Origin of the sequence: Arthrobacter sp. ISL-65 (assembly GCF_018613795.1) — a bacterium.
In the GTDB taxonomy this organism is placed as follows: Bacteria; Actinomycetota; Actinomycetes; order Actinomycetales; family Micrococcaceae; genus Arthrobacter.
Genome location: NZ_JAGGPN010000008.1, coordinates 1 through 18,782, shown reverse-complemented (window position 1 = coordinate 18,782; position 18,782 = coordinate 1). Strand labels below are relative to the sequence as shown.

The following is an 18,782-nucleotide window of genomic DNA, read 5'->3' as shown; positions in this document are numbered from 1 at the left end:
ATTTTGGAGAACGAGCTCCCTAACGCGTTCCAGTCGCACGTGGGCGGCGAACGCTGACCGATGCGGGGCTCGTGGACCCATTTGCGCCTTTGTTAGCAGTGCGGCCGGCCTAACCGCTTCTTCAGCGCCGGCCGAGGCTGCAGTCGGACGGGTCTTTCAAAGCCCCTGACATGCTCGCGATGCTGAAGAACCTCGCAGAACGGCTTCACTGCGCTGCGTCGATTAGTTGGCGATCATCATTTCCGAAGTGGATCACTCCACAGATACTTACTTTGTGACTCGCAACTATGTTAGTCTCGACTTAGGCCTCGGAAGCGAGCTTCGAGGACGCCGATCGAGGTCACATCGACACAGAGAGTAGAGGGCCAGAATTGTCATTGGATCCAACACTAAGTAGATCGCTCGTTCTTCCTGTTGTGTGCGCCCCCATGGCAGGGGTGTCCGGGCCCGACTTGGTCCGCGAGGCATGCAAGTCGGGAATCATGGGCGTTTTGCCCCGACACAACGCCGCAGACCTGGCCCAATTCGGGGACTGGCTCCGCCAGATCCGCAGAGATCTTGATGAGCATCAAGAACGATATCCTGCCGCGATCATCGGTCCTCTGGCAGTAAATTTCTCTCGACGCTGGACCGATGATGAAATGAGAGCAAACCTTGATCTCTGCGCCCGGTACGGTGTGCAAGTCATCGTCAGTGCCATGGGCGATCCCACCGAACTCACCCGGACTGTGCACGGGTGGGGTGGCAAGGTCTTTCATGATGTCACGAGCATGCGTTTCGCGGAGAAGGCGATCTCTGCCGGCGTCGACGGCCTGACTTGCATTGTGGGCGGAGGAGGTGGCCACTCGGGGCTACTCAGCCCTTTCGTCTTCATTCCGCAGGTGCGAAGTATGTTCGATGGAACTATCCTTTTAGCCGGGACAATCTCAACCGGTGCCGCGATAAGGTCCGCTGAGATCCTCGGCGCCGACCTGGCGTACCTAGGGACTCGCTTCATTGCGACTAAAGAGGCCAACGTACCCCAGGCCTATCGGCGGATGCTTGTAAAGTCGAGGTCCACTGATCTGATCTACACGAGCAGTGTAACTGCTGTTCCCGCCAATTGGTTGAAGCCCTCACTCGCCTCAATCGGTTTGGATCCTGAGGATCTTCCGGTCTCATCCGGCCGCGGTAATTATGACCATCTGCCGCCCAAGACTCGACCATGGCGTGACATCTGGAGTGCTGGCCAAGGCATCGACCTCATCGACGATGCTCCTTCAGTGTCTGACTTGGTTCAACGCCTACGTATTGAGTACCGCGCTGCCTGCCAGATTCCCGAATTTCGCCCGATCCATGAGAATAGTGATGTTGGCGATGCTGTTGACGCCTAGCAATGTGGAGGCCCTGACGGAGCGAAAGACCCACGCGGTGAACCATGCCGGCGTGGCGCCAACTATCCATTCGACGGCGTGGATTGCTCCAATCGCGACAGCAGTCCGAGGTGCGGACAGCCTGCTTGGGGGCAGTGGTCGACGGCCCGTCCAGCACGCCGAATTGCACCACGACCCGAACCAAAGGTTGGGGCGCCGTTTCCCTGGGGGAACTCCAGTATGACAGAGCTCAGGATTGACCGCCCAGCACCGGGCGTGCTCCGCTGCCGCCTGGACGGACCGGACACCTTGAACGCACTTGATGATCCAGTCAAGCGTGCATTGGTGGAGCAAATTGCCCGGTCGGCATCTGATTCCGAGGTGCGGGTGCTGTTGCTGACAGGTGCAGGCCGCGCGTTCTGTTCCGGTGGTGATATTCGCGGTATGGGACAACGCACTCCAGCCGAGATGAACCAGGTGCTTACGTACGGCCGCCAGATCACAGAAGGCTTGTATAACCTGCAGAAGCCGGTCGTGGCCGCCGTGAACGGCATTGCTTCGGGAGCTGGGTTCAACCTTGCACTTGCCTGCGACCTTATCTTGGCCGCCCCCCAGGCTTGGTTCCAGCAGTCCTTCGTGAAAATGGGACTAATGCCGGATATGGGCGGAACTTACCTTCTCGCGCAATCCATCGGGCTGCACCGTGCCAAGGACGCAGTGCTAAACATGCGCAGGTTCTCCGCGCATGAAGGAAAACAGTTGGGTTTCGTCGCCGAAGTTTTGGAGGGTGAGTCTTTTGACGACCAAGCCGTGGCGTACTGTGCGTCGCTTTCCCGACGAGCCCCTCTGGCACTGGGACTGACAAAGTTCCTTACCAGCCGCTCAGTGGACGGCACCCTCGGAGATGCCTTGGACCGCGAGGGCCTTGCGCAGGGAGTCCTGGCCGCCACTGAAGACCACAAACTTGCCGTAAGCACGTTTCGGAACAAAGGCGACCTCGATGCAATCGAGTTCACCGGTAATTGACCGGACAAAACGGATCTCGGTGGGTTGCAGCAATAGGACGCGTCGTCGCTGACTGTCCGGAAGAACGGAACCGTTGATCCAGAACGCTGGCCGGTTGGGTTCAGGTTGTGCCTAAGACGACGACGCGTTTTCCGGGTCGGTGTCCGGATTTGAGTCGTGTTGGGCTTGGGCCACCTTTTCGAGCCCTTCGTAGACGCCCGCAATGACGATCCTTAATGTGCCTGTTGACGCCAACCGGAAATAGGGCCAAGAACGCCGACTGAAAATGAGTCCACTGACCATTATGGAAGGTGATCACTTTGGATGTTTGGGCGCAAACACGCCACCGATACGCGACGGAGAAGATCTCCAAGAGGGAGCTGGCCAAGCAGCTCGGGGTTTCCCGGGGGACGGTGGACCGGGCGTTAAAGGCGGAGCGTCCGCCGAAGTATCAGTGGAAAGTGGCTGGTTCGAGCTTTGATGCTTACGCGCCGCAGGTGCGGGCTTTGTTGGCGGTGACGCCGACTATGCCGGCTTCGGTACTGGCCGAACGCGTGGGAGTACGTGCCGGCGGATCCGGTGGATCGGCTGGTCCATCAACCGGGCCAGGCGATGCAGTGCGATTTGTGGTTCCCGCACGATCCGCTGCCCTTGGGTCACGGGCAGGAGGGTAAGCCTCCGGTGTTGGTGATGACGAGCGCGTTCTCCGGATACACTCAGGCCAGGATGCTGCCGATGCGCACGAGTTTTGATCTGCTGGGCGGGATGTGGTTGCTGCTGCGGGAAGCCGGGGCGGTGCACAGGCAGCTGGTTTGGGACAACGAATCGGGGATCGGACAGGGCCGGCTGACCGAGCCGGCGGCTGCTTTCGCCGGCGTATTGGGCTGCGAGATCCGGCAGTTGCTGCCGCGGGATCCGGAGTCCAAGGGCATGGTGGAGCGGATGAACCGATACTTCCGCCAGGGCTTCATGCCGGGCCGGACCTTCGCTTCTCCATTGGATTTCAATGACCAGCTCGCCGACTGGCTACCGCGGGCCAACGGCCGCTATTCCCGAACCAGGCACGGCCGCCCGGCCGAGCTCTTCGTCCGGGACAGGGAAGCGATGCGTCCGTTAACTCCGGTGGCCCCGAGTTCGCCTTCCGTAGCAGCGTCCGTCTGCCTCGGGACTACTATGTGCGGGTCTTCTCCAACGACTATTCGGTGGATCCGGGTGCAATGGGGCGGATCGTGGACGTCGAAGCGGACCTGGAAAAAGTGACCGTGAGCGCCGACGGGCGGCTGCTGGCCAGCCACGAACGGCGATGGGCCAGGCACCAAATCTTCACTGACCCCGTGCATGTGGACAAGGCCGCCTCCCTCCGACGGCTCCATCGGAGCGTCAAGGCCGGACGGTCCACGGTGGTGGAGGAACGGGACCTGTCGATGTACGACGAACTGTTCGGCGTCGCCATCCTCGACGATGCCCGCGAGCTCTCCGGGGCCGGTCGGTGAACGGGGCGGTGAAGGATATCGACTACTACGCGCGCGCTTCGTGCACCGCGGATCGCCGACGGCTACCGGTCTCTCGGAGACCGCGCACGGGAGGCCGGCTGGTCACACGAGGAATACCTCGCAGCTGTCCTCTCCCGCGAGGTCGCCGAACGCGAAGCCTCCGGCGCCGCCCTGCGCATCAGGGCCGCGAGGTTCCCCGGACACAAGCTCCTGGAAGAGTTCAACTTCGACCACCAGCCTGCCGCGGACCGGAACCTCGTCGCGCAGCTGGGCACCGGGGTCTTTCTGGAAGTAGCCAAGAACGTGGTCCTGCTCGGCCCGCCCGGCACCGGGAAAACCCATCTGGCCGTCGGAATCGGGATCCGGGCCGCCCGCGCCGGGCACCGCGTCCTGTTCGACACAGCGACCGGGTGGGTATCGAGACTGGCCGAAGCCCACGACCGCGGACGCCTGCCCCAGGAACTGGCCAAGCTGCGCCGTTACAAGCTGCTCATAGTGGACGAAGTCGGCTACATCCCCTTCGACCAGGACTCCGCCAACCTCTTCTTCCAGTTGGTCTCATCCCGCTACGAACACGCCTCCCTGGTGCATACCAGCAACCTCGCCTTCAGCAGGTGGGGCGAAGTCTTCAGCGACGCGACAGTAGCCTCAGCAATGATCGACCGGATCGTTCACCACGCAGAAGTCCTGAACCTCACGGGCAGCAGCTACCGACTCCGGAACAAGACAAGAACCCAGCTTCAGCACAATAGAACAGCAACCCGTGGCCCTGTTTTCACTTGGCAAAACTGGCCCTATTTTCGGCTGGCGTAACAGTGCCGGCCTCGATGCCGCGGAGGTACTGGTTCAGCGCGACTGAGGGGAGATTGCATAGGCCCGTCCTCGGCGAAGGGACCCCGAACCCGCTTCCTGCCAAAGGTGATGTTGGGACTGGCCGACGCTGCTGCACGACCCGCGTCTCTGCTCCAGGCTGGCCGCCGTAGTTCTTCGTGGATGCTTGCATGGTGTCTTCGTCGGGGCCTGTGTGCCAGGTCATGGTGTAGATCAAAGAAGCTGGTGCGTCGGAGGATCGCGCGTGGCCGCGGTCCAGCTCCGCGAGAAGAGGCGTTCATTGCCCTCGCGGCGGGACCGGCTGAACCCAAGCTTCCCTAATGAGACGGAGACGTTGATGTGATCGACGGGATGTCAACGTTCCATCTATTGATTCGCTTGAGGAAGTCCATGCTCCATACGTGTGCACGTCTCAAGCCGGCTCCATGGGTAGGGCGTAATCAAAAGGTTTGGTTGCGTGGATCCGAACTGCGGAATCCAGCAATATCCAATCGACGCCGTGCTTCTGCATATACGTCCTCCGGCAGAACTCCTCGAGCTGCAGCCTTGGCATTCTCCCGGACATGCTCCGGAGAGGCTGTTCCTACGATCACGGTGGAAACTTCGGTGCGGGACATCACGAAGCGAAGGAGGAATCCCTGCAAGTTGTCGCCGTCCAGCAGATCGTCCAGGGCAAGATCCGCCGGAGTCACATCCCGGCTGTCTACTGTCCGTTTGGCCTGTGCCGCGCGTGCTGTTCCTCCCCGCACTATGACGCCCGCTCCGGTGGCGTTGATAAGCGGAAGACAATTTTCGAGAGAACGGTCGAGTGCGGAATAGGGGACTTGGAACGTCTCGAACACGTCGAGGTCGATGTGGTCAGGGAGGTCCGGAAGTGTGGAAGATATGCCAATCGCCCGCACTTTGCCCTCCTTTCGTGCACGTTCCAGTGTGCCCAGCACGTCATAACGTTGAAGTACCTCCACAGAGGGTCCAATGTGGACCTGTGCCAGGTCCAAGTAATCAGTGCGTAGACGCGAGAGGCTTTGCTCGATTCCTGCCCGGATATTCGCAGGCGAATAGTCATGGACGAGAGGGCCGTTGGTCGGGCCATTAGGCTGATGGTCCAGCGGACAGCCCACTTTGGACGCAAGCAGATACTCCGACCGACGATGACCTATATGGCGCCCGATGAGCCTCTCACTCTCTCCATAGTCGATCGAAGTATCGATGAATCGGATACCTTCGTCCAGCACCGTATTGAGGAGTAATTCTGCAACTCCCGCATCGAGTAGACGAGGCACGCGGTGCGAGGCCCCCCGTAACTCCATGGCGCCAAAACCCAACAGTGTGCTGCGCAACCCTGAGCTTGTAAGGGGGCGTTCTTCGAAGCAATTCATGAAGTAAGTACCTTCCTCCGCGCCTCATTGTTTGGAGGCTCCATTTCATGCAGCATCGTTTCGTTGCTACTCATTCCTTGCGCTCTGGTAGCCGGGATCATTTGTCTTCGACCTGGTCGCGGAAGATCCAGCGGAGTGTCTCGGGGAACACCGCGCCGGCGTGCCTGAGGCTGTGTCCGCCCGTGCCGAATACGAACATCGAATCGTAGCGGCGATACTTCAGGGCCGCGTCGAGGTCGTGGTTGGCGATGGGGATGTTGCCGTATACGATGTCGAGATCGCGCTTGCCTGACTGGTGCCAGACCCGGATCGGCTTGCGCGGGGTGCGCCGGACCATGCTGGGCAGGTTGTTCGCACCCAGAATATTGATGAAGCTGCCGCAGTGCGAGATCACGTTCCCGAACTCGTCTGGGCGATGGAAGGCAGCGGTGAAGGCCCCGGCGCCACCGGAACTGAAGCCGCAGATGACGCGGCCCTTCGGGTCGTCCGTGAGCCTGACCTTGGTCCGGATGAAAGGGAACAGCTCCTCCACCAGGTAGCGGGCGAAGTCCTCACTGACCGTGTCGTACTCAACAGCACGGTTGGTGCTCCCGCCCATGAGCGGGTAGCCCGGTCCGGTCTCGCCTGGGTTGTGGAACAGGCCGACGGTCATGGGGATCTCGCCGGTGTGCACGAGGTTGTCCAGCACTGTGGTGGCGCGACACTTCTCTCCGGTGTACTCCAGGCCGTCCAGGCAGATCATCAGGTTGACCGATTCGGCATCCTCGGCACCATGTGGCAGGTAGAGGTAGACACTGCTCGTCACGTCCGGGTAAGCGGTGTGGCTGGTCCACCTGAAGTGGTAATACTTTCCGGCAGGAACGCCCTCCTGCGGCACCGACTCGGATGTCAGGCGGTACTCGGACACCGAGTCGTTTTCTGATAACTCGACAGCGGCAAGGTCCTTGCTCGGGACCTGACTCTCATCCAAGAGGTTTGCTTCGGACGACATCCCCCAATGGTCAAGCTCTACAAGTTCGAGTTCGGTCGTGGCTGTCTGCGAATGGTTCATAGTGGAATACCCTTCTTCTTCTCAAGGTGGTCAAGATCCGGATCGACTCGGAGTCGGTGATGCCGAGAGCGAGACTGTTCTCGTCAAGAGCTTCGACCGCTGGCACTCTGTGCAACAAAGGAACGGCGGGAACGGCTTGGCCTACACCCAGTCCGTTCCGCAGGAGGGTTGTATAACAAGTCCCGGTAGTGCTCTCAGAACTGCCATGCCCTAACTGCTGGTCGCCCTGCGCGAAGGTCTCCAGTCGACTACTGCTGTTCGATACTCCCGGGCCACTTATCTGCTGCTTTGAGGTCCAAATTCCTTGGAGGCTTTGATGCTCCTGGAATGACGTCCAGGCGCCCCCTTCTTAGTTCATGTCGATATCAGGGTTATTGCGGCCGCGGATACGTCCCAGTGAGGTCCGCCGGTTCGCTAGTCATGAAGCCCTCGGAACGATTAAATGTGCTTTCCCCGCTCGGTGTCTGAATGAGCAACTAGGGTGCGAGGCAGTTCCGCTGAATCGAGGAGGTTGTTGGTGTCCTGGGTGTCAACGAGGTACTGAGCCTCTTCCCTTGTTTCCACGTTGGGCATGGACCCATTTAGTGGTTTCCTACTGGTTTCTTTGAGGAAAAAGACGGAAATTAGTCCCAGAAGGGCAGCACCCATCAGGTAGTAGGCGGGCACCATCTTGTTCCCGGTAACTCCGATAAGCGCCGCAATAACCAGTGGAGCTGTACCGCCAAAGGCAGCATTTCCCACATTGTATGCAAGCCCAAGAGCGCTGGAACGCGACGGCGTCGGGAACTGCTCGGGCAGCGAAGAAGCGTAGCTCGACGAAAAAAGAGTGGCGCAGATCATGATGAAAAGAGTCCCGAGCTGTGCGCCCCAAAGCTGGCCGGACGCCATCATCATGAACGCTGGAACCGGAAGCACGACGCCCAGGATTGCGCCGCTGAACAGGATCCGCTTCCTGCCTATCTTGTCCGAGAGCGAGGCAAAGAACTGGGTTGCGAAGGCCGCAAGGACGAACAAGGGAAAGATCACAAGGGTGCCGAGGGATCCTTGGAACCCCAGCGTCTGGTTCAGATATGTGGGAGTGAACGACGTCATGGTGTAGGCAATGACATTGCCGGCGGCCGCGACGCCCATGACCGGCAGAATAAAGCGCCCGTGGGCCCGAATGACCTGCACTAGACCCGGGTCCTTTGCCAACTCACCGGTTTTCCGGGATTCCTCAGCCCGCTCCTTCAAAACGGCACTGAAGGTAGGTGACTCTTCGATCCGATAGCGGAAATACAGGGCTATGACGGCAAGCGGCCCAGCGATGAGAAATGGAATACGCCAGCCGAAGGACTGCATCGCGTCCTGACCAAGACCTAGCTGTAGAACAGCTACCAAACCAGCCCCAAAGGCGAATCCGAGGTAACTGGAGCCCATGAATCCAACATAGAAACCCCGTCGCTTATCCGGGGCGTATTCGCTCAAGAAGGTCGCACCACCGGTGTATTCTCCGCTGGCTGAGAACCCTTGCAGCAGTTTCAGGAACACGAGAAGCGCCGGAGCCCAGAGGCCGATGACGGCGTAGCCCGGGAGCAGGCCGGTAGCAAACGTGGCGACAGACATCAGGAGCAGTGTGAAGGTCAGGACCTTCCTTCGCCCGATCCTGTCTCCCAGCCATCCGAAGAATACGCCGCCCAGCGGTCGGGCAACGAACGTTACTGCGAATGTCCCATATAGGTATAAAGCCTGGACCGTCGGGTCGGCCTGCGGCAGGAAGACAGGGCCCATTACGGTTATGAGGTAGGCAAATACACCGAACTCATACCATTCGATAATGTTTCCGACGACCGTTCCGGCAACAGCGCGCCTCAAGGCGGCCTTGTTGACTATGCGGATGTGGCTTACTTTCAAACGCCGCTTGCCATCATGGGCGCTGTTGGCACTCCCAAATCTTTGGTCTCCAGTGGACATTGGTATCCTTCGTCGATTCACTGATGCTAGGTGAGGTCGCAGTGGATCGCAGGCCGAAAGGCCGCGTTCTTGCTTCGGTAGGGATACCTAAGCAGCTATCTTCAGTGTGAACCATAAGACATTCGCCAACGGAACACTCGCAAGGTTGTATAGTCCCCGATCCTCTGCATGGTGCCGTGTGAAACTCATCCCTTGTCTCGCACGCCGAGGATGGACCCTGCGGCGGCTTCGAGAGAGGTGCATGTCGGCCGGAATCCTGCTTGGCGGCACGGAGAACTCCTGGTCGAGTTCGGCGCGGAGGTCGCCAACCAACGGTTCGCTTGGGATAAAACGGCCAGTGCTCTGGATTTCGCTAGCTTGAACTTCGGCTGGGAGTCCTAAGCAGCTTCTTCCGAATCGACGGTACAGGGGTTTTAACGTTCCGGAAATGCGGAACGTTAACGGTGGAAATCTTTGGCTCGTACGTTTGAGTTAAAGCCGGACAGGGTCGCAGAAGTTCGAGTGGAACCGTAGAGGGTGGGGCTGAACAGTGAAGTCTCGAAACTCGACTCCCAATGAATCAGGTGCGTGGCGGTCAGGAGGATGGGAAACAGCCGACAGCACGCGAACGCTGATAGGACCGTATGACGAAGCCTGCCAACGACCTGGATGTTTTTGCCTGGAGTCCCGTTAGTCGCTGCTGTCATGGGCACGTCATTAGTGGCCAGGAAGCTTCGGCGTTCAGTGAGCGAGGCCCGCGCCGATTTCAACCACCAAAACTCCGGCGCCTATGAGCAGTATTCCGAATGCCATGAGTGGTGTCAGATGTTCGTTGAAGAAGATGCGGGCCGATACTGCTGTGAGTGCCACACCGCAGGCAACCCAGATTCCGTACCCCACCCCAAGTGCAAGCCCTTCATTCAAGGCCAGACCTAGGAAGCAGAACGCAAAGATATAGCCAGCGACGATGGGAATGAGCCACAGCTTCTTTTTCAGTCCGTCCGAAGCCCGCAAGGACATGGTTGCACCAACTTCTGTGACGATGGCCAAGCTCAGGAAAACCCAGCTCATTTCGCGTCTCTCTCTTGTTGGGGGCGCTTGGCGTTTTGCGAGCCGAGTTCGACCGTTACAACGCCTGCGAGGATGAACATCATGCCTAGGCCCATCAGCCACGTAAGAGTCTCGTCAAAGATGAGGGCGGATAAAAGAGCGGTGGTGGTGACGCCACCTGCGCCCCAGGCGCCATAGGCCACGCTAATAGTCATCCCCGTGCGCAGGCAGACTGTGAGCAGACCGAAGGCGGCGATGTATCCGACGACGACAAGCACATACCAGCCCGGCGCTTCTATGGCCGCTTTGAGGGCGAGGGTAGCGCTCACCTCTGTTAGTACGGCTCCGCCGAGTGATAGCCATTTCTTCACTCTGCTTCTCCGTCCCGGGTCAGGTCGATCAGTTGCGCCAGTATTACGGATCGATCTGCCGCGCTTGGCTTGTGTACCCCGCTGGCTTGCGCGGCCCATAATCCATCCGCAGCCAAGCGCGCGGTCATGAGCCGGCTGCGCTGCCAGGGTGGCGTTCCGTCGGGCAGTGACAGCCAGGGTTCAAGTTGGCGTGTCCATGCCGCCTGCAGTTCAGGGCAAAATGCGGACTGAAACCAAAGCGCCCATTCCGCGCGCATGTTCTCCCCCTCGGCCGCAGCCTGAACGTAGGCCCGGTACCGGTCAGCTACTGTTGCCATCTCCAGGCTCGTACTTAGGAGGTCAATCATTCTTCGCCGCAGCTGGATGGCGGCATGTTCCACCAGGGCCACCATGAGTGCATCCCGGTTCGGAAAGTGGTACATCAGGCCCGGCTTGGTTACCCCAGCTTCGCTGGCAACCCGCTCAAGGGTGATCGTGGCACCTTGGCCGGAGCCCGCTACGCGCAGGCCTGCGTCAAGGATTTGGGGGCGTTGACTTTCTCGCACCCTCAAACTTTACCATCCGGAAGGTAAAGTATGGCGGGGATGAACGGCTGGCCCGTCGTTCATTGTCAGGCTGTGGCGAGGACGACGACGCGCTTTCCGGGGCGATGACCGGACTCGAGGTCGTGCTGTGCTTCTGCCACCTTGTCGAGGCCCGCATAGGTGCCGGCAACAACGATGCCGAGTGAGCCGGCTTCGATCGCGCGAAGGTACTGTGCCAACACGACTGCGGGCAGATCTTCGGCTTCGCCGGCGTAGCTCGTTAGCCGGACACGGTGGGGATGGTGAACGGTGAGAAGTCAGGGATGCTCCAGACTCCGCTGAGGGCTCCCACGAAGCAGACTGTGCCACCTTGCCGAGTGAGAGAAAGTGTGTCTGGGAGGGCTGTTGCGCTCACGAATTCGAGTGCGGCGTCGAGGCCGCCTGGTGCGATCGTGCGGATCGCGTCCGGCAGGGTGTCGTCATCGAGCAGGGCATGGTCGGCGCCCACTTGGGTGAGGAGCTCCAGGCTGGCTGGGTTTCGGGTTGTTGCGATGACTGTGGCGCCGAGCTGGTGAGCGATTGCGATTGCGGTGAGTCCCACGGTGGAGGTACCGCCGTGAATGAGGATTGATTGTCCGGCTTCTAAGCCTAGTCCAGAGGTGATAGAACCGTGTGCGGTTTGCAGCATCTCCGGGAGCGCGCCAACGACATCCCAGCCTAGGTTCGTATCGAACGGGACCGCATTGGCCGCGTCGACGACGGTGTACTCGGCGTAGCTGCCGTCGATAGCGCGGCCGAGACCACCCATCATGGTGGCGACTTTCTGCCCTGGGCGAAGCGCGACGCCGTCCCCGACGGCATCGACGACGCCGACGGCTTCGATGCCCAAGATCCGGGGGAAGCAGAAGTCGGGACCGGATTCACCCTTACGGCTCGTGATTTCGGACTCATTGACCCCGAACGCCGTCACCCGAATACGCACCCACCCGGGACGCAACTCGGGGATTGGGGCCTCGCTGACGGTAAGGCCGTTGATGTCAACGGGGCCGGTGAGTCGGATGGCGCACATTGGTTCAGACATGATTCTGCTCCTTATTGTGGAATGGGTGGCCGGAGGCGGGGAGTGCGACCAGGGCTTCGTAGGCTTGGCGCACCGCCAGCTCGTCGAGCACAGTATCGGGGTGGGCCAGGCGGTGGCTCCACCAGCCCCACAGCAAGGCGTTGACAGCAAGCGCGGACCTGTTCGGGAGCACGCGATTGAGCATCACGAGGGAATCGTCCTCGACCGCTTGGAGCACGGCTGCCACCTTCGGGTTCCGCGCGCCGTGGTGGCGTATCTCCTCATAGAGGCGGATGTCGGCGAGGCTGGGGCTCGTCGCACCGATCGTCGCGTCGACGAGAACGTCGACGACGTCGGCCCGGGTGCGCGCCTCAAGGAGCGGGGCCGCATAGCGGGGTTCGAGATCACTGCGGGTCGAGTCCAGTGCACTCAGGATGAGGCCCTCAAGGTTGGGGAAGTAGTAGGTCATCGACCCCAGCGGAACGCCGGCGTGCGCGGCGATGCCCCGGTAAGACGCCGCACCTATGCCGTCGGACCTGATTACGTCGAGCGTCGCTTGCAGAATCCGGGAGCGACGTCCCGGGTCGTTCGGTTTCCCTCGGCGCACAGTTTCTCCAATGTCTGACCCAGTGCGTACACTCGTACGTACCAGGTTTCAATATAGTCCAGGATGAGTGGGATCGCATGAATGGCGAAGAACTGCAGGAACATGCTCGGGCGCGAGTACAAGAGCTCCCCGGCGCGGATCTGGAGCACCCGTTCGGGCCCGACTGGGATGTGTTCAAGGTGCGGGGCAAGGTCTTCATGCTGATGACTGAGGTCACCGGGCAACCCATCGTGATCGTCAAGGCCGACCCGGAAGACGGGGAAGCACTCCGCGAGGAGTACGATGACATCACCCCCGGCTACCACATGAACAAGGAGCACTGGCTCACGCTGCACCCCGGCGGAACCCTGCAGAAGAGCCTCGTTGAGGACCTGGTCACCGAGTCCTATCTGCTCGTCGTCGAGAACCTGCCCCGGGCGAAGCGTCCCGTGGACCCCGCCGTGTTTGGCAGGACAGGCCGATGACCCTCTCCGGTGAACGGTTGCAACAGACCGCCCGCGACACCGCGGCCGCGCTGGGGGACGTCAGCAATGGCCGGCCGTTCACACCGCACCTGGAGGTGTGGAAGGTGCGTGACAAGGTGTTCCTCATCGTCACCGAGGACGACCCGGATCAGCAGATCATCACCGTCAAGTCCGAACCGCACCACGGCGACGCGCTCCGCCGCGACCACGACTCGATCACCCCCGGGCATTACCTGAACAAACTGCACTGGATCTCCGTCGGACCCGGCCCCGGCGTCACGAAGCGGCTCATAGAGAACCTGGTTCAGGACTCCTACGACCTCGCCTCCGGCCACCACCGGGAGCAGCGATCGTGAGCGAGCAACCGCCGTCGCTGTTCGAGATGGACGATTCCTCCCGGCCCCTAGCCGACCGGCTGCGCCCGCGCACCCTGGCCGGCGTCCTCGGCCAGGACCACCTCCTCGCCCCAGACGCCCCGATCGGGCGCATGGTCGGCGCGCAACGACTCGTCTCGATGATCCTGTGGGGCCCGCCCGGCTGCGGGAAAACGACCATCGCGCGCCTCCTCGCAACGCAAACCAACCTCGCATTCGAACCGCTCTCCGCCACCTTCTCCGGTGTCGCGGACCTCCGGAAGGTGTTCCAGGCAGCCCAGCGCCGCCGGGAGATCGGACAGGGAACACTCCTGTTCGTCGACGAGATCCACCGCTTCAACCGCGCCCAACAGGACTCGTTCCTGCCCTACGTTGAAGACGGCACGATCGTCCTCGTCGGCGCAACCACCGAAAACCCCAGCTTCGAACTCAACGGCGCACTGCTGTCCCGCTGCCAGGTATTCGTCCTCAAACGCCTCGACGATACTGCTCTCGGCGCCCTCATCAACCGCGCCGAAGACATCCTCGGGGCACCTCTGCCGCTGGACGAGGACGCACGGCAGGCCCTCATCGCGATGGCGGACGGGGACGGCCGGTACCTGCTGAACATGATCGAACAGGTGCACGCCCTCCCCGCGCCCGTAGACCCGGCCGCCCTCGCCGCCGCGGTGCAGAAGCGCGCGCCGTTATACGACAAGGCACAGGAGGGCCACTACAACCTGATCTCGGCGCTCCACAAGTCGATGCGCGGCTCGGACCCGGACGCTGCCCTGTACTGGTTGGCCCGAATGCTCGACGGCGGCGAAGACCCGTTGTTCATCGCCCGCCGCATCACACGGTTCGCCACCGAAGACATCGGCATGGCCGACCCCAATGCGGTACAGCAAGCCCTTGCCGCCTGGGACGTTTACGAACGCCTGGGCTCCCCGGAAGGGGAACTCGCCATCGCCCAGGCGGTGCTGTATCTGGCAACCGCACCGAAGTCGATCGGCGTGTACCGCGGCTTCAACAAGGCCCGCGCCGCAGCACAAAGCACCGGGTCGCTGATGCCGCCTTCGCACATCCTCAACGCCCCGACCCGGCTGATGAAGGACCTCGGCTACGGCAAGGGCTACCAATACGACCCCGACACCGACACCGGGTTCTCCGGCGCCGACTACTTCCCGGACGGCATGCCCCGGCAGACCTTTTACGAACCCACAACCAACGGATACGAACGCGCCATCAGCGAACGACTCCAATACTGGGCGAACCTGCGCTCCACAAGCCCCAAGGCCGTCGCAGGCGACGACTCCACGACTCCCGAAACCGACTGAACTCTTCGAAAGGACATGCTAATGATTGACACGAGCAGCACCCTCACCAATGAACACGCAGTGCGTGCTTGGCTGGGCATTCCGTTCGCTACCGCCGAACGGTTCCGCCGGCCCGTTCTGCTGCCTTTCAACCCGGACCTGCCCTACGACCAGAAGGGACCCGCGCCACTGCAAGCTGGGGACACCTCATGGCTGGAAGCCGACAGCGGTTTCAGTGAGGATTGCCTGAACCTCAACATCTGGGCGCCCGAAGCCGCCGGGGACGCGCCCCTCCCTGTCGTCGTCTACATCTTCGGCGGGGGGTGGATGCTCGGCGCGAACACCCAGACCACCTCGAACGCGTCCGGACTCGCCGCGACCGGACGCGCCATCGGGGTGTCGCTGAACTACCGGCTCGGTCCGTTCGGGGCGCTCTCCCTCTCCCAATACGGCGGTGCGCTCGAGGAAGCCACAAACCTTGGCCTGCAGGACATCATCACCGCCCTGCAGTGGGTGCGAGAAAACATCGCCCGCTTCGGCGGCGACCCGGACAACGTCACTCTCACCGGCCACAGCGCCGGCGCCTTCTCCGCCTTAGCCCTGCTCGCCGTACCGTCGGCCGACGGGCTCTTCCACCACATCGCCGCCTTCTCCGGCATGCCCTCGCGCCTGGTGCCGGCCTGGGGGGCAGAAGAGCGCGCGCTGGAAGTCCTCACCGAGCTGGGAATTCGGGACGATCCCGAACAGCTGCTGAACGTGGACGCGGAGCTCCTCGCCGCGACGATGAGTAAGACGCAATCCTCAGACCCTGGCGCAGCGCACGGTGTCGACAATGAGGTCATCGCCATCGTCGATGACCGCACCCAGCCGAACGGGATCCTCGCCGATCATCCCATGCGAGTCCTCGAGTCCGGACGGCGTCGGGACGTCGACATTCTGTTCAGCAGCACCACCCACGAGACTGACTGGTGGGTCCTTCACAGGACCGAGGATTTCGATCCCGGCAGCATCGACGACCTGGTCGAGGAATTCGCCACCCGGAACCGCCTCCCACGCAGCCGCGCCCGGAAGATCATCGCCGCATACGACACCGGCGGGCGCACCCCTGTCCAGGTTCGCGGCGCCCTGCTCACCGACTACTCCTTCACCCTGCCCCAGGCACGTGGCGCGATCGCGCACGCCGCGGCCGGAGGGAGCGCGCACCTGCTCTCCGTCGGCCCCGTTCAGGGAGCACCCTCCGTGCACGGCACGGAGATGTACGGCATCGTTGGACAGAAACGCCCCGGCGCCAGCGACGAGCAGGTACTCCGCGACACCTTCGTTCGGGACGCTCTTCTCGCCCTCGCATCGGGCACCACCGACCAATTGTGGGAACCGGTGACGACCGTTCCTGTGACAAAGGGCATCGGCGATACTCCACACGACCCCACCAGGCATGCGATCGAAGTCCTGCAAACATTCTCAGGTATCGAGCGGCCGTAACCACCGTTCCGGGTATGCTGTTAGCCCTTTCGGCGTCGATCAGCTTGCTCTACTAGCTCCGTAATCCATGGCCTGTGCCCGCGATGAAAAGTCACCTGCTCTGGTAGGCCCTTGACTACCGGGACGGAGTCGGCGATGTCGATGCTGATCCTGCCGCCGGCCATGGGTGCAACGGTGATGTGGACGTCGCCAAAAGACTCAGGGAGGACTGGGTCCATCCACACTCCGCCTTGCGAAACGTGTGCGTCGTACCGCATCAGGCCTGTCACCAGCAGTATGGGCGTCGTTGACGCCCGGGCCTGAGGTGAACAGGCCGTCGGATAGGGCAGAGGCACGGCGAATTGTTCCCGGCTGAAACCGCAGAACAATTCAGGGAGGCGGCCGCCGGAAAACTCGGCCGCCGCCAGCAGGGCAGTCGAGATCCGTTGCGCCTCGTCCACGAACCCATATCTCAGGAGTCCAGCTGCAATAATTGCGTTGTCGTGAGGCCATACCGAACCGTTGTGATAGCTGGCCGGGTTATAGGCGCCCATGTCCGTGGCCAAGGTTCGGACGCCCCATCCGCTGAACATCTCTGGGGACATGAGGTGTTCCACCACCGACGGTGCCTTGTCCTCATCCACAAGTCCGAGCCATAGGCAGTGACCCATGTTGGACGCGCAAGCGTCGACCTGGCGCTTCTTTCCGTCCAAAGCAACGGCGTAATATCCGCGTTCCGGCATCCAGAATTGCTCGTTGAAGCGCTTCTTTAACTTCACCATAAGATCGGCATACTCGTTGCCCAGGGCCTCGTCTCCGGCATCGTAAGCCATCCAGGCGCGGGCCGCGTAGGCTCCGTAGACATACGCTTGGACCTCACACGGAGCTATCGGTGGCTCAGGCATGCTTCCATCTGCGAAATTAATGCCGTCCCAGGAGTCCTTCCATCCTTGGTTGATCAAGCCCCGATTGTTCAGGCGCTCATATTCGACAAAACCGTCGCCGTCTTTGTCCCCGTATTTCTGAATCCACTCCATTGCGCGGTCTGCGTGAGGCAGCAGAGCAGCGATGGTGTCCGCGGCGAATCCCCAACGGCTGACCGACCCGAGAACCATGACGAACAGAGGGGTGGCATCAACGCTGCCGTAATAGGTGGCTTTGCCTCCCAGCGCCAGTGCGCTGGAGACATCAAGCCTGACCTCATGCAGAATTTTGCCGGGTTCTTCTTCGCTTATTGGATCAACTGCGCGGCCCTGGCGGTCGGCGAGCGTTTGCAGCGTGCCCAGCGCTAAGGAGGGATCAATTGGAAGGGACATTTCCGAGGCCCATAACGAGTCCCGGCCAAAAGGGTCATGAACCACGGTGCACCGGCGGCCACGACAACCCGGTCCGGGTGGTTAGGGTCCTCGATCCTGAGTGCACCCAGATCGTCATAGCTACGCCGCATAGTCCGTTCAATCGACCGGTTCCCCATCTGCAGGACCGGAATCTTGGCCACCCACTGTTGTCGGCGCAAGTCACTGGGGGAGAGTTCGCCGTCCGCGTGGACGAAAGACGGCGGACGACTGCCGCTCTCGGTTTCGGGCATCACCGTCAGGGTTGTGCTCCACTGGCCGTGCGGTGCAATGGTCACCCTGTATGTCAACGTTTCCGGCGTAACCTCTGCGCCAGGCGCATGAATGCTAACGCCCTTTCGGACATCTTGCCAGCTGGCCTGAATAACCAGCTCATTGCCCCGGTTCTGCTGCATTTCGTCCCAACGCCTTTTGATTCGCGCCTCCTTCACTTCGAAAAGATCAGCGAAATCGGCCGCAACTCTTAGCGAAACCACGCAGTCGGCTGGCACCAGCGAGTAGTTCCGAACGGTGATCTGTTCGTGGATTCCGGACCCCACTTCGCGCAGCCGCTCCACAATAAGGGGGGCTGTCGGCATGCCCGTTTAGGCCGGGGACACGTCCCGCAAATAGCGCGCGGTACGGTTCCTTCGTTTCGGCCCCCAGCTCTTCTACCACCTGGCCGTTAACTGATAAGCCCCAGTGCGACAGGATACGAGTGTCTCGGACGAAAAGCCCATGTGGATTCCCGGGATGGATATCTCCATTCCCCAAGGAGATACAGAAAGACGAACCCTCAACCAGGGTAACCGTCCCGGCACCTAGAGGCCCCGCAGCGTTATCAGCATTCCAACCGGACATTCCAGCCCTCCGAATAAAGGCCAGCGCCGTTTAGCCACCGAGGCGCCACACGGTCGCAAGTGAACATTGCTCCGAAATGGACGCTACTCTCGCTTGTGCTTTTAGGCCAGAGTGCGCGTTGAGTCGTAAATAACCTCCGCGAAGGGGGATACGTTGCCTCATTAATAATCCTCCGGCTGGGTCGGCGGTTGCCGGGGTGGGCGGATGCGGGTTACGCCGGGTGGATGGGATTGACGATGGCTGAGCGCAAGGCCGTGACGAAGCAGCTGGCGAGGTCCTATCGGGCCGGGGACAGGGTCCGGAAGGGAAGGATCCTGGACGAGGTCGTTGAGCTGACT

18 protein-coding genes and 1 pseudogene are annotated in these 18,782 nt (G+C 61.2%); 9 read left to right on the top strand and 10 right to left on the bottom strand.

The window, feature by feature from the left end:
• Positions 1–416: 416 nt before the first annotated feature.
• The 5 genes from J7I85_RS03755 (at position 417) to istB (ending at position 4,663) form a co-directional block, all read left to right on the top strand.
• Complete coding sequence (locus tag J7I85_RS03755; protein ID WP_308159386.1) at positions 417–1,373, top strand: nitronate monooxygenase; 957 nt, start codon at positions 417–419, stop codon at positions 1,371–1,373.
• 219 nt (positions 1,374–1,592) lie between these two features.
• Positions 1,593–2,378: an enoyl-CoA hydratase/isomerase family protein gene (locus J7I85_RS03750; RefSeq protein WP_285289531.1), complete on the top strand. Its 786-nt coding sequence runs from the start codon at positions 1,593–1,595 to the stop codon at positions 2,376–2,378.
• 543 nt (positions 2,379–2,921) lie between these two features.
• Positions 2,922–3,617 (top strand): hypothetical protein, encoded by a 696-nt coding sequence (locus tag J7I85_RS24865; RefSeq protein WP_251023906.1) that lies wholly within the window; start codon positions 2,922–2,924, stop codon positions 3,615–3,617.
• Complete coding sequence (locus tag J7I85_RS24860) at positions 3,533–3,850, top strand: hypothetical protein (protein WP_374102428.1); 318 nt, start codon at positions 3,533–3,535, stop codon at positions 3,848–3,850. Before J7I85_RS24865 ends, J7I85_RS24860 begins: the two co-directional genes overlap by 85 nt.
• A 15-nt stretch (positions 3,851–3,865) precedes the next feature.
• Positions 3,866–4,663, top strand: a complete 798-nt coding sequence (gene istB, locus J7I85_RS03740; RefSeq protein ID WP_308159385.1) for an IS21-like element helper ATPase IstB — start codon at positions 3,866–3,868, stop codon at positions 4,661–4,663.
• Between the two features lie 458 nt (positions 4,664–5,121).
• Here the strand turns inward: istB and J7I85_RS03735 are convergent, their stop codons facing one another.
• The 9 genes from J7I85_RS03735 to J7I85_RS03695 all read right to left on the bottom strand — a co-directional run bounded on the left by J7I85_RS03735 (position 5,122) and on the right by J7I85_RS03695 (position 12,655).
• On the bottom strand, positions 5,122–6,060 hold the full coding sequence (locus tag J7I85_RS03735) for an aldo/keto reductase (RefSeq protein WP_214846781.1): 939 nt from the start codon (positions 6,058–6,060) through the stop codon (positions 5,122–5,124).
• Positions 6,061–6,157: 97 nt separating this feature from the next.
• Positions 6,158–7,111: an esterase family protein gene (locus tag J7I85_RS03730; RefSeq protein ID WP_214846780.1), complete on the bottom strand. Its 954-nt coding sequence runs from the start codon at positions 7,109–7,111 to the stop codon at positions 6,158–6,160.
• A gap of 438 nt (positions 7,112–7,549) precedes the next feature.
• Positions 7,550–9,064 carry an MFS transporter gene (locus J7I85_RS03725; protein ID WP_214846778.1) on the bottom strand — a complete coding sequence of 505 codons (1,515 nt, stop codon included), beginning with the start codon at positions 9,062–9,064 and terminating at the stop codon, positions 7,550–7,552.
• Positions 9,065–9,784: 720 nt separating this feature from the next.
• Positions 9,785–10,114, bottom strand: coding sequence for a multidrug efflux SMR transporter (locus J7I85_RS03720; protein ID WP_214846776.1), 330 nt, complete (start codon positions 10,112–10,114; stop codon positions 9,785–9,787).
• Positions 10,111–10,464, bottom strand: a complete 354-nt coding sequence (locus J7I85_RS03715) for a multidrug efflux SMR transporter (RefSeq protein WP_214846774.1) — start codon at positions 10,462–10,464, stop codon at positions 10,111–10,113. The genes J7I85_RS03720 and J7I85_RS03715 overlap by 4 nt, the downstream gene beginning before the upstream one ends.
• The gene (locus tag J7I85_RS25495; protein WP_214846772.1) at positions 10,461–11,009 is read right to left on the bottom strand and encodes a TetR/AcrR family transcriptional regulator; all 549 of its coding nucleotides are present in this window, start codon (positions 11,007–11,009) and stop codon (positions 10,461–10,463) included. Before J7I85_RS25495 ends, J7I85_RS03715 begins: the two co-directional genes overlap by 4 nt.
• A gap of 65 nt (positions 11,010–11,074) precedes the next feature.
• On the bottom strand, positions 11,075–11,230 hold the full coding sequence (locus tag J7I85_RS03705; protein ID WP_214846770.1) for a zinc-binding dehydrogenase: 156 nt from the start codon (positions 11,228–11,230) through the stop codon (positions 11,075–11,077).
• A gap of 38 nt (positions 11,231–11,268) precedes the next feature.
• Complete coding sequence (locus J7I85_RS03700) at positions 11,269–12,069, bottom strand: zinc-binding dehydrogenase (protein WP_214846768.1); 801 nt, start codon at positions 12,067–12,069, stop codon at positions 11,269–11,271.
• Positions 12,062–12,655 carry a TetR/AcrR family transcriptional regulator gene (locus tag J7I85_RS03695; RefSeq protein WP_214846766.1) on the bottom strand — a complete coding sequence of 198 codons (594 nt, stop codon included), beginning with the start codon at positions 12,653–12,655 and terminating at the stop codon, positions 12,062–12,064. The genes J7I85_RS03700 and J7I85_RS03695 overlap by 8 nt, the downstream gene beginning before the upstream one ends.
• Before the next feature lie 77 nt (positions 12,656–12,732).
• On the opposite strand from J7I85_RS03695, the gene J7I85_RS03690 reads away from it, so the two are divergent.
• Genes J7I85_RS03690 through J7I85_RS03675 form a run of 4 tightly spaced genes read left to right on the top strand, consistent with a single transcriptional unit; the run spans position 12,733 to position 16,270 of the window.
• Complete coding sequence (locus J7I85_RS03690) at positions 12,733–13,119, top strand: MmcQ/YjbR family DNA-binding protein (RefSeq protein WP_214846764.1); 387 nt, start codon at positions 12,733–12,735, stop codon at positions 13,117–13,119.
• A complete protein-coding gene (locus J7I85_RS03685; RefSeq protein ID WP_214846757.1) occupies positions 13,116–13,475 on the top strand; it encodes an MmcQ/YjbR family DNA-binding protein in 360 nt (119 codons plus the stop codon). Before J7I85_RS03690 ends, J7I85_RS03685 begins: the two co-directional genes overlap by 4 nt.
• Positions 13,472–14,809, top strand: a complete 1,338-nt coding sequence (locus J7I85_RS03680; protein ID WP_308159384.1) for a replication-associated recombination protein A — start codon at positions 13,472–13,474, stop codon at positions 14,807–14,809. Before J7I85_RS03685 ends, J7I85_RS03680 begins: the two co-directional genes overlap by 4 nt.
• Before the next feature lie 21 nt (positions 14,810–14,830).
• On the top strand, positions 14,831–16,270 hold the full coding sequence (locus J7I85_RS03675; protein ID WP_214846755.1) for a carboxylesterase family protein: 1,440 nt from the start codon (positions 14,831–14,833) through the stop codon (positions 16,268–16,270).
• Between the two features lie 20 nt (positions 16,271–16,290).
• Here J7I85_RS03675 and J7I85_RS03670 read toward each other — a convergent pair.
• Positions 16,291–18,444 (bottom strand): annotated as a pseudogene (locus J7I85_RS03670) (glycogen debranching N-terminal domain-containing protein).
• Between the last annotated feature and the right edge of the window lie 338 nt (positions 18,445–18,782).

What these genes read in the sequence shown, in the direction of transcription:
- J7I85_RS03750 (WP_285289531.1), top strand. Translation starts at nt 1,593, where the DNA reads ATGACAGAGCTCAGGATTGACCGCCCAGCACCGGGCGTGCTCCGCTGC.
- J7I85_RS03735 (WP_214846781.1), bottom strand. Translation starts at nt 6,060, where the DNA reads ATGAATTGCTTCGAAGAACGCCCCCTTACAAGCTCAGGGTTGCGCAGC.
- J7I85_RS03730 (WP_214846780.1), bottom strand. Translation starts at nt 7,111, where the DNA reads ATGAACCATTCGCAGACAGCCACGACCGAACTCGAACTTGTAGAGCTT.
- J7I85_RS03725 (WP_214846778.1), bottom strand. Translation starts at nt 9,064, where the DNA reads ATGTCCACTGGAGACCAAAGATTTGGGAGTGCCAACAGCGCCCATGAT.
- J7I85_RS03720 (WP_214846776.1), bottom strand. Translation starts at nt 10,114, where the DNA reads ATGAGCTGGGTTTTCCTGAGCTTGGCCATCGTCACAGAAGTTGGTGCA.
- J7I85_RS03700 (WP_214846768.1), bottom strand. Translation starts at nt 12,069, where the DNA reads ATGTCTGAACCAATGTGCGCCATCCGACTCACCGGCCCCGTTGACATC.
- J7I85_RS03690 (WP_214846764.1), top strand. Translation starts at nt 12,733, where the DNA reads ATGAATGGCGAAGAACTGCAGGAACATGCTCGGGCGCGAGTACAAGAG.
- J7I85_RS03685 (WP_214846757.1), top strand. Translation starts at nt 13,116, where the DNA reads ATGACCCTCTCCGGTGAACGGTTGCAACAGACCGCCCGCGACACCGCG.
- J7I85_RS03675 (WP_214846755.1), top strand. Translation starts at nt 14,831, where the DNA reads ATGATTGACACGAGCAGCACCCTCACCAATGAACACGCAGTGCGTGCT.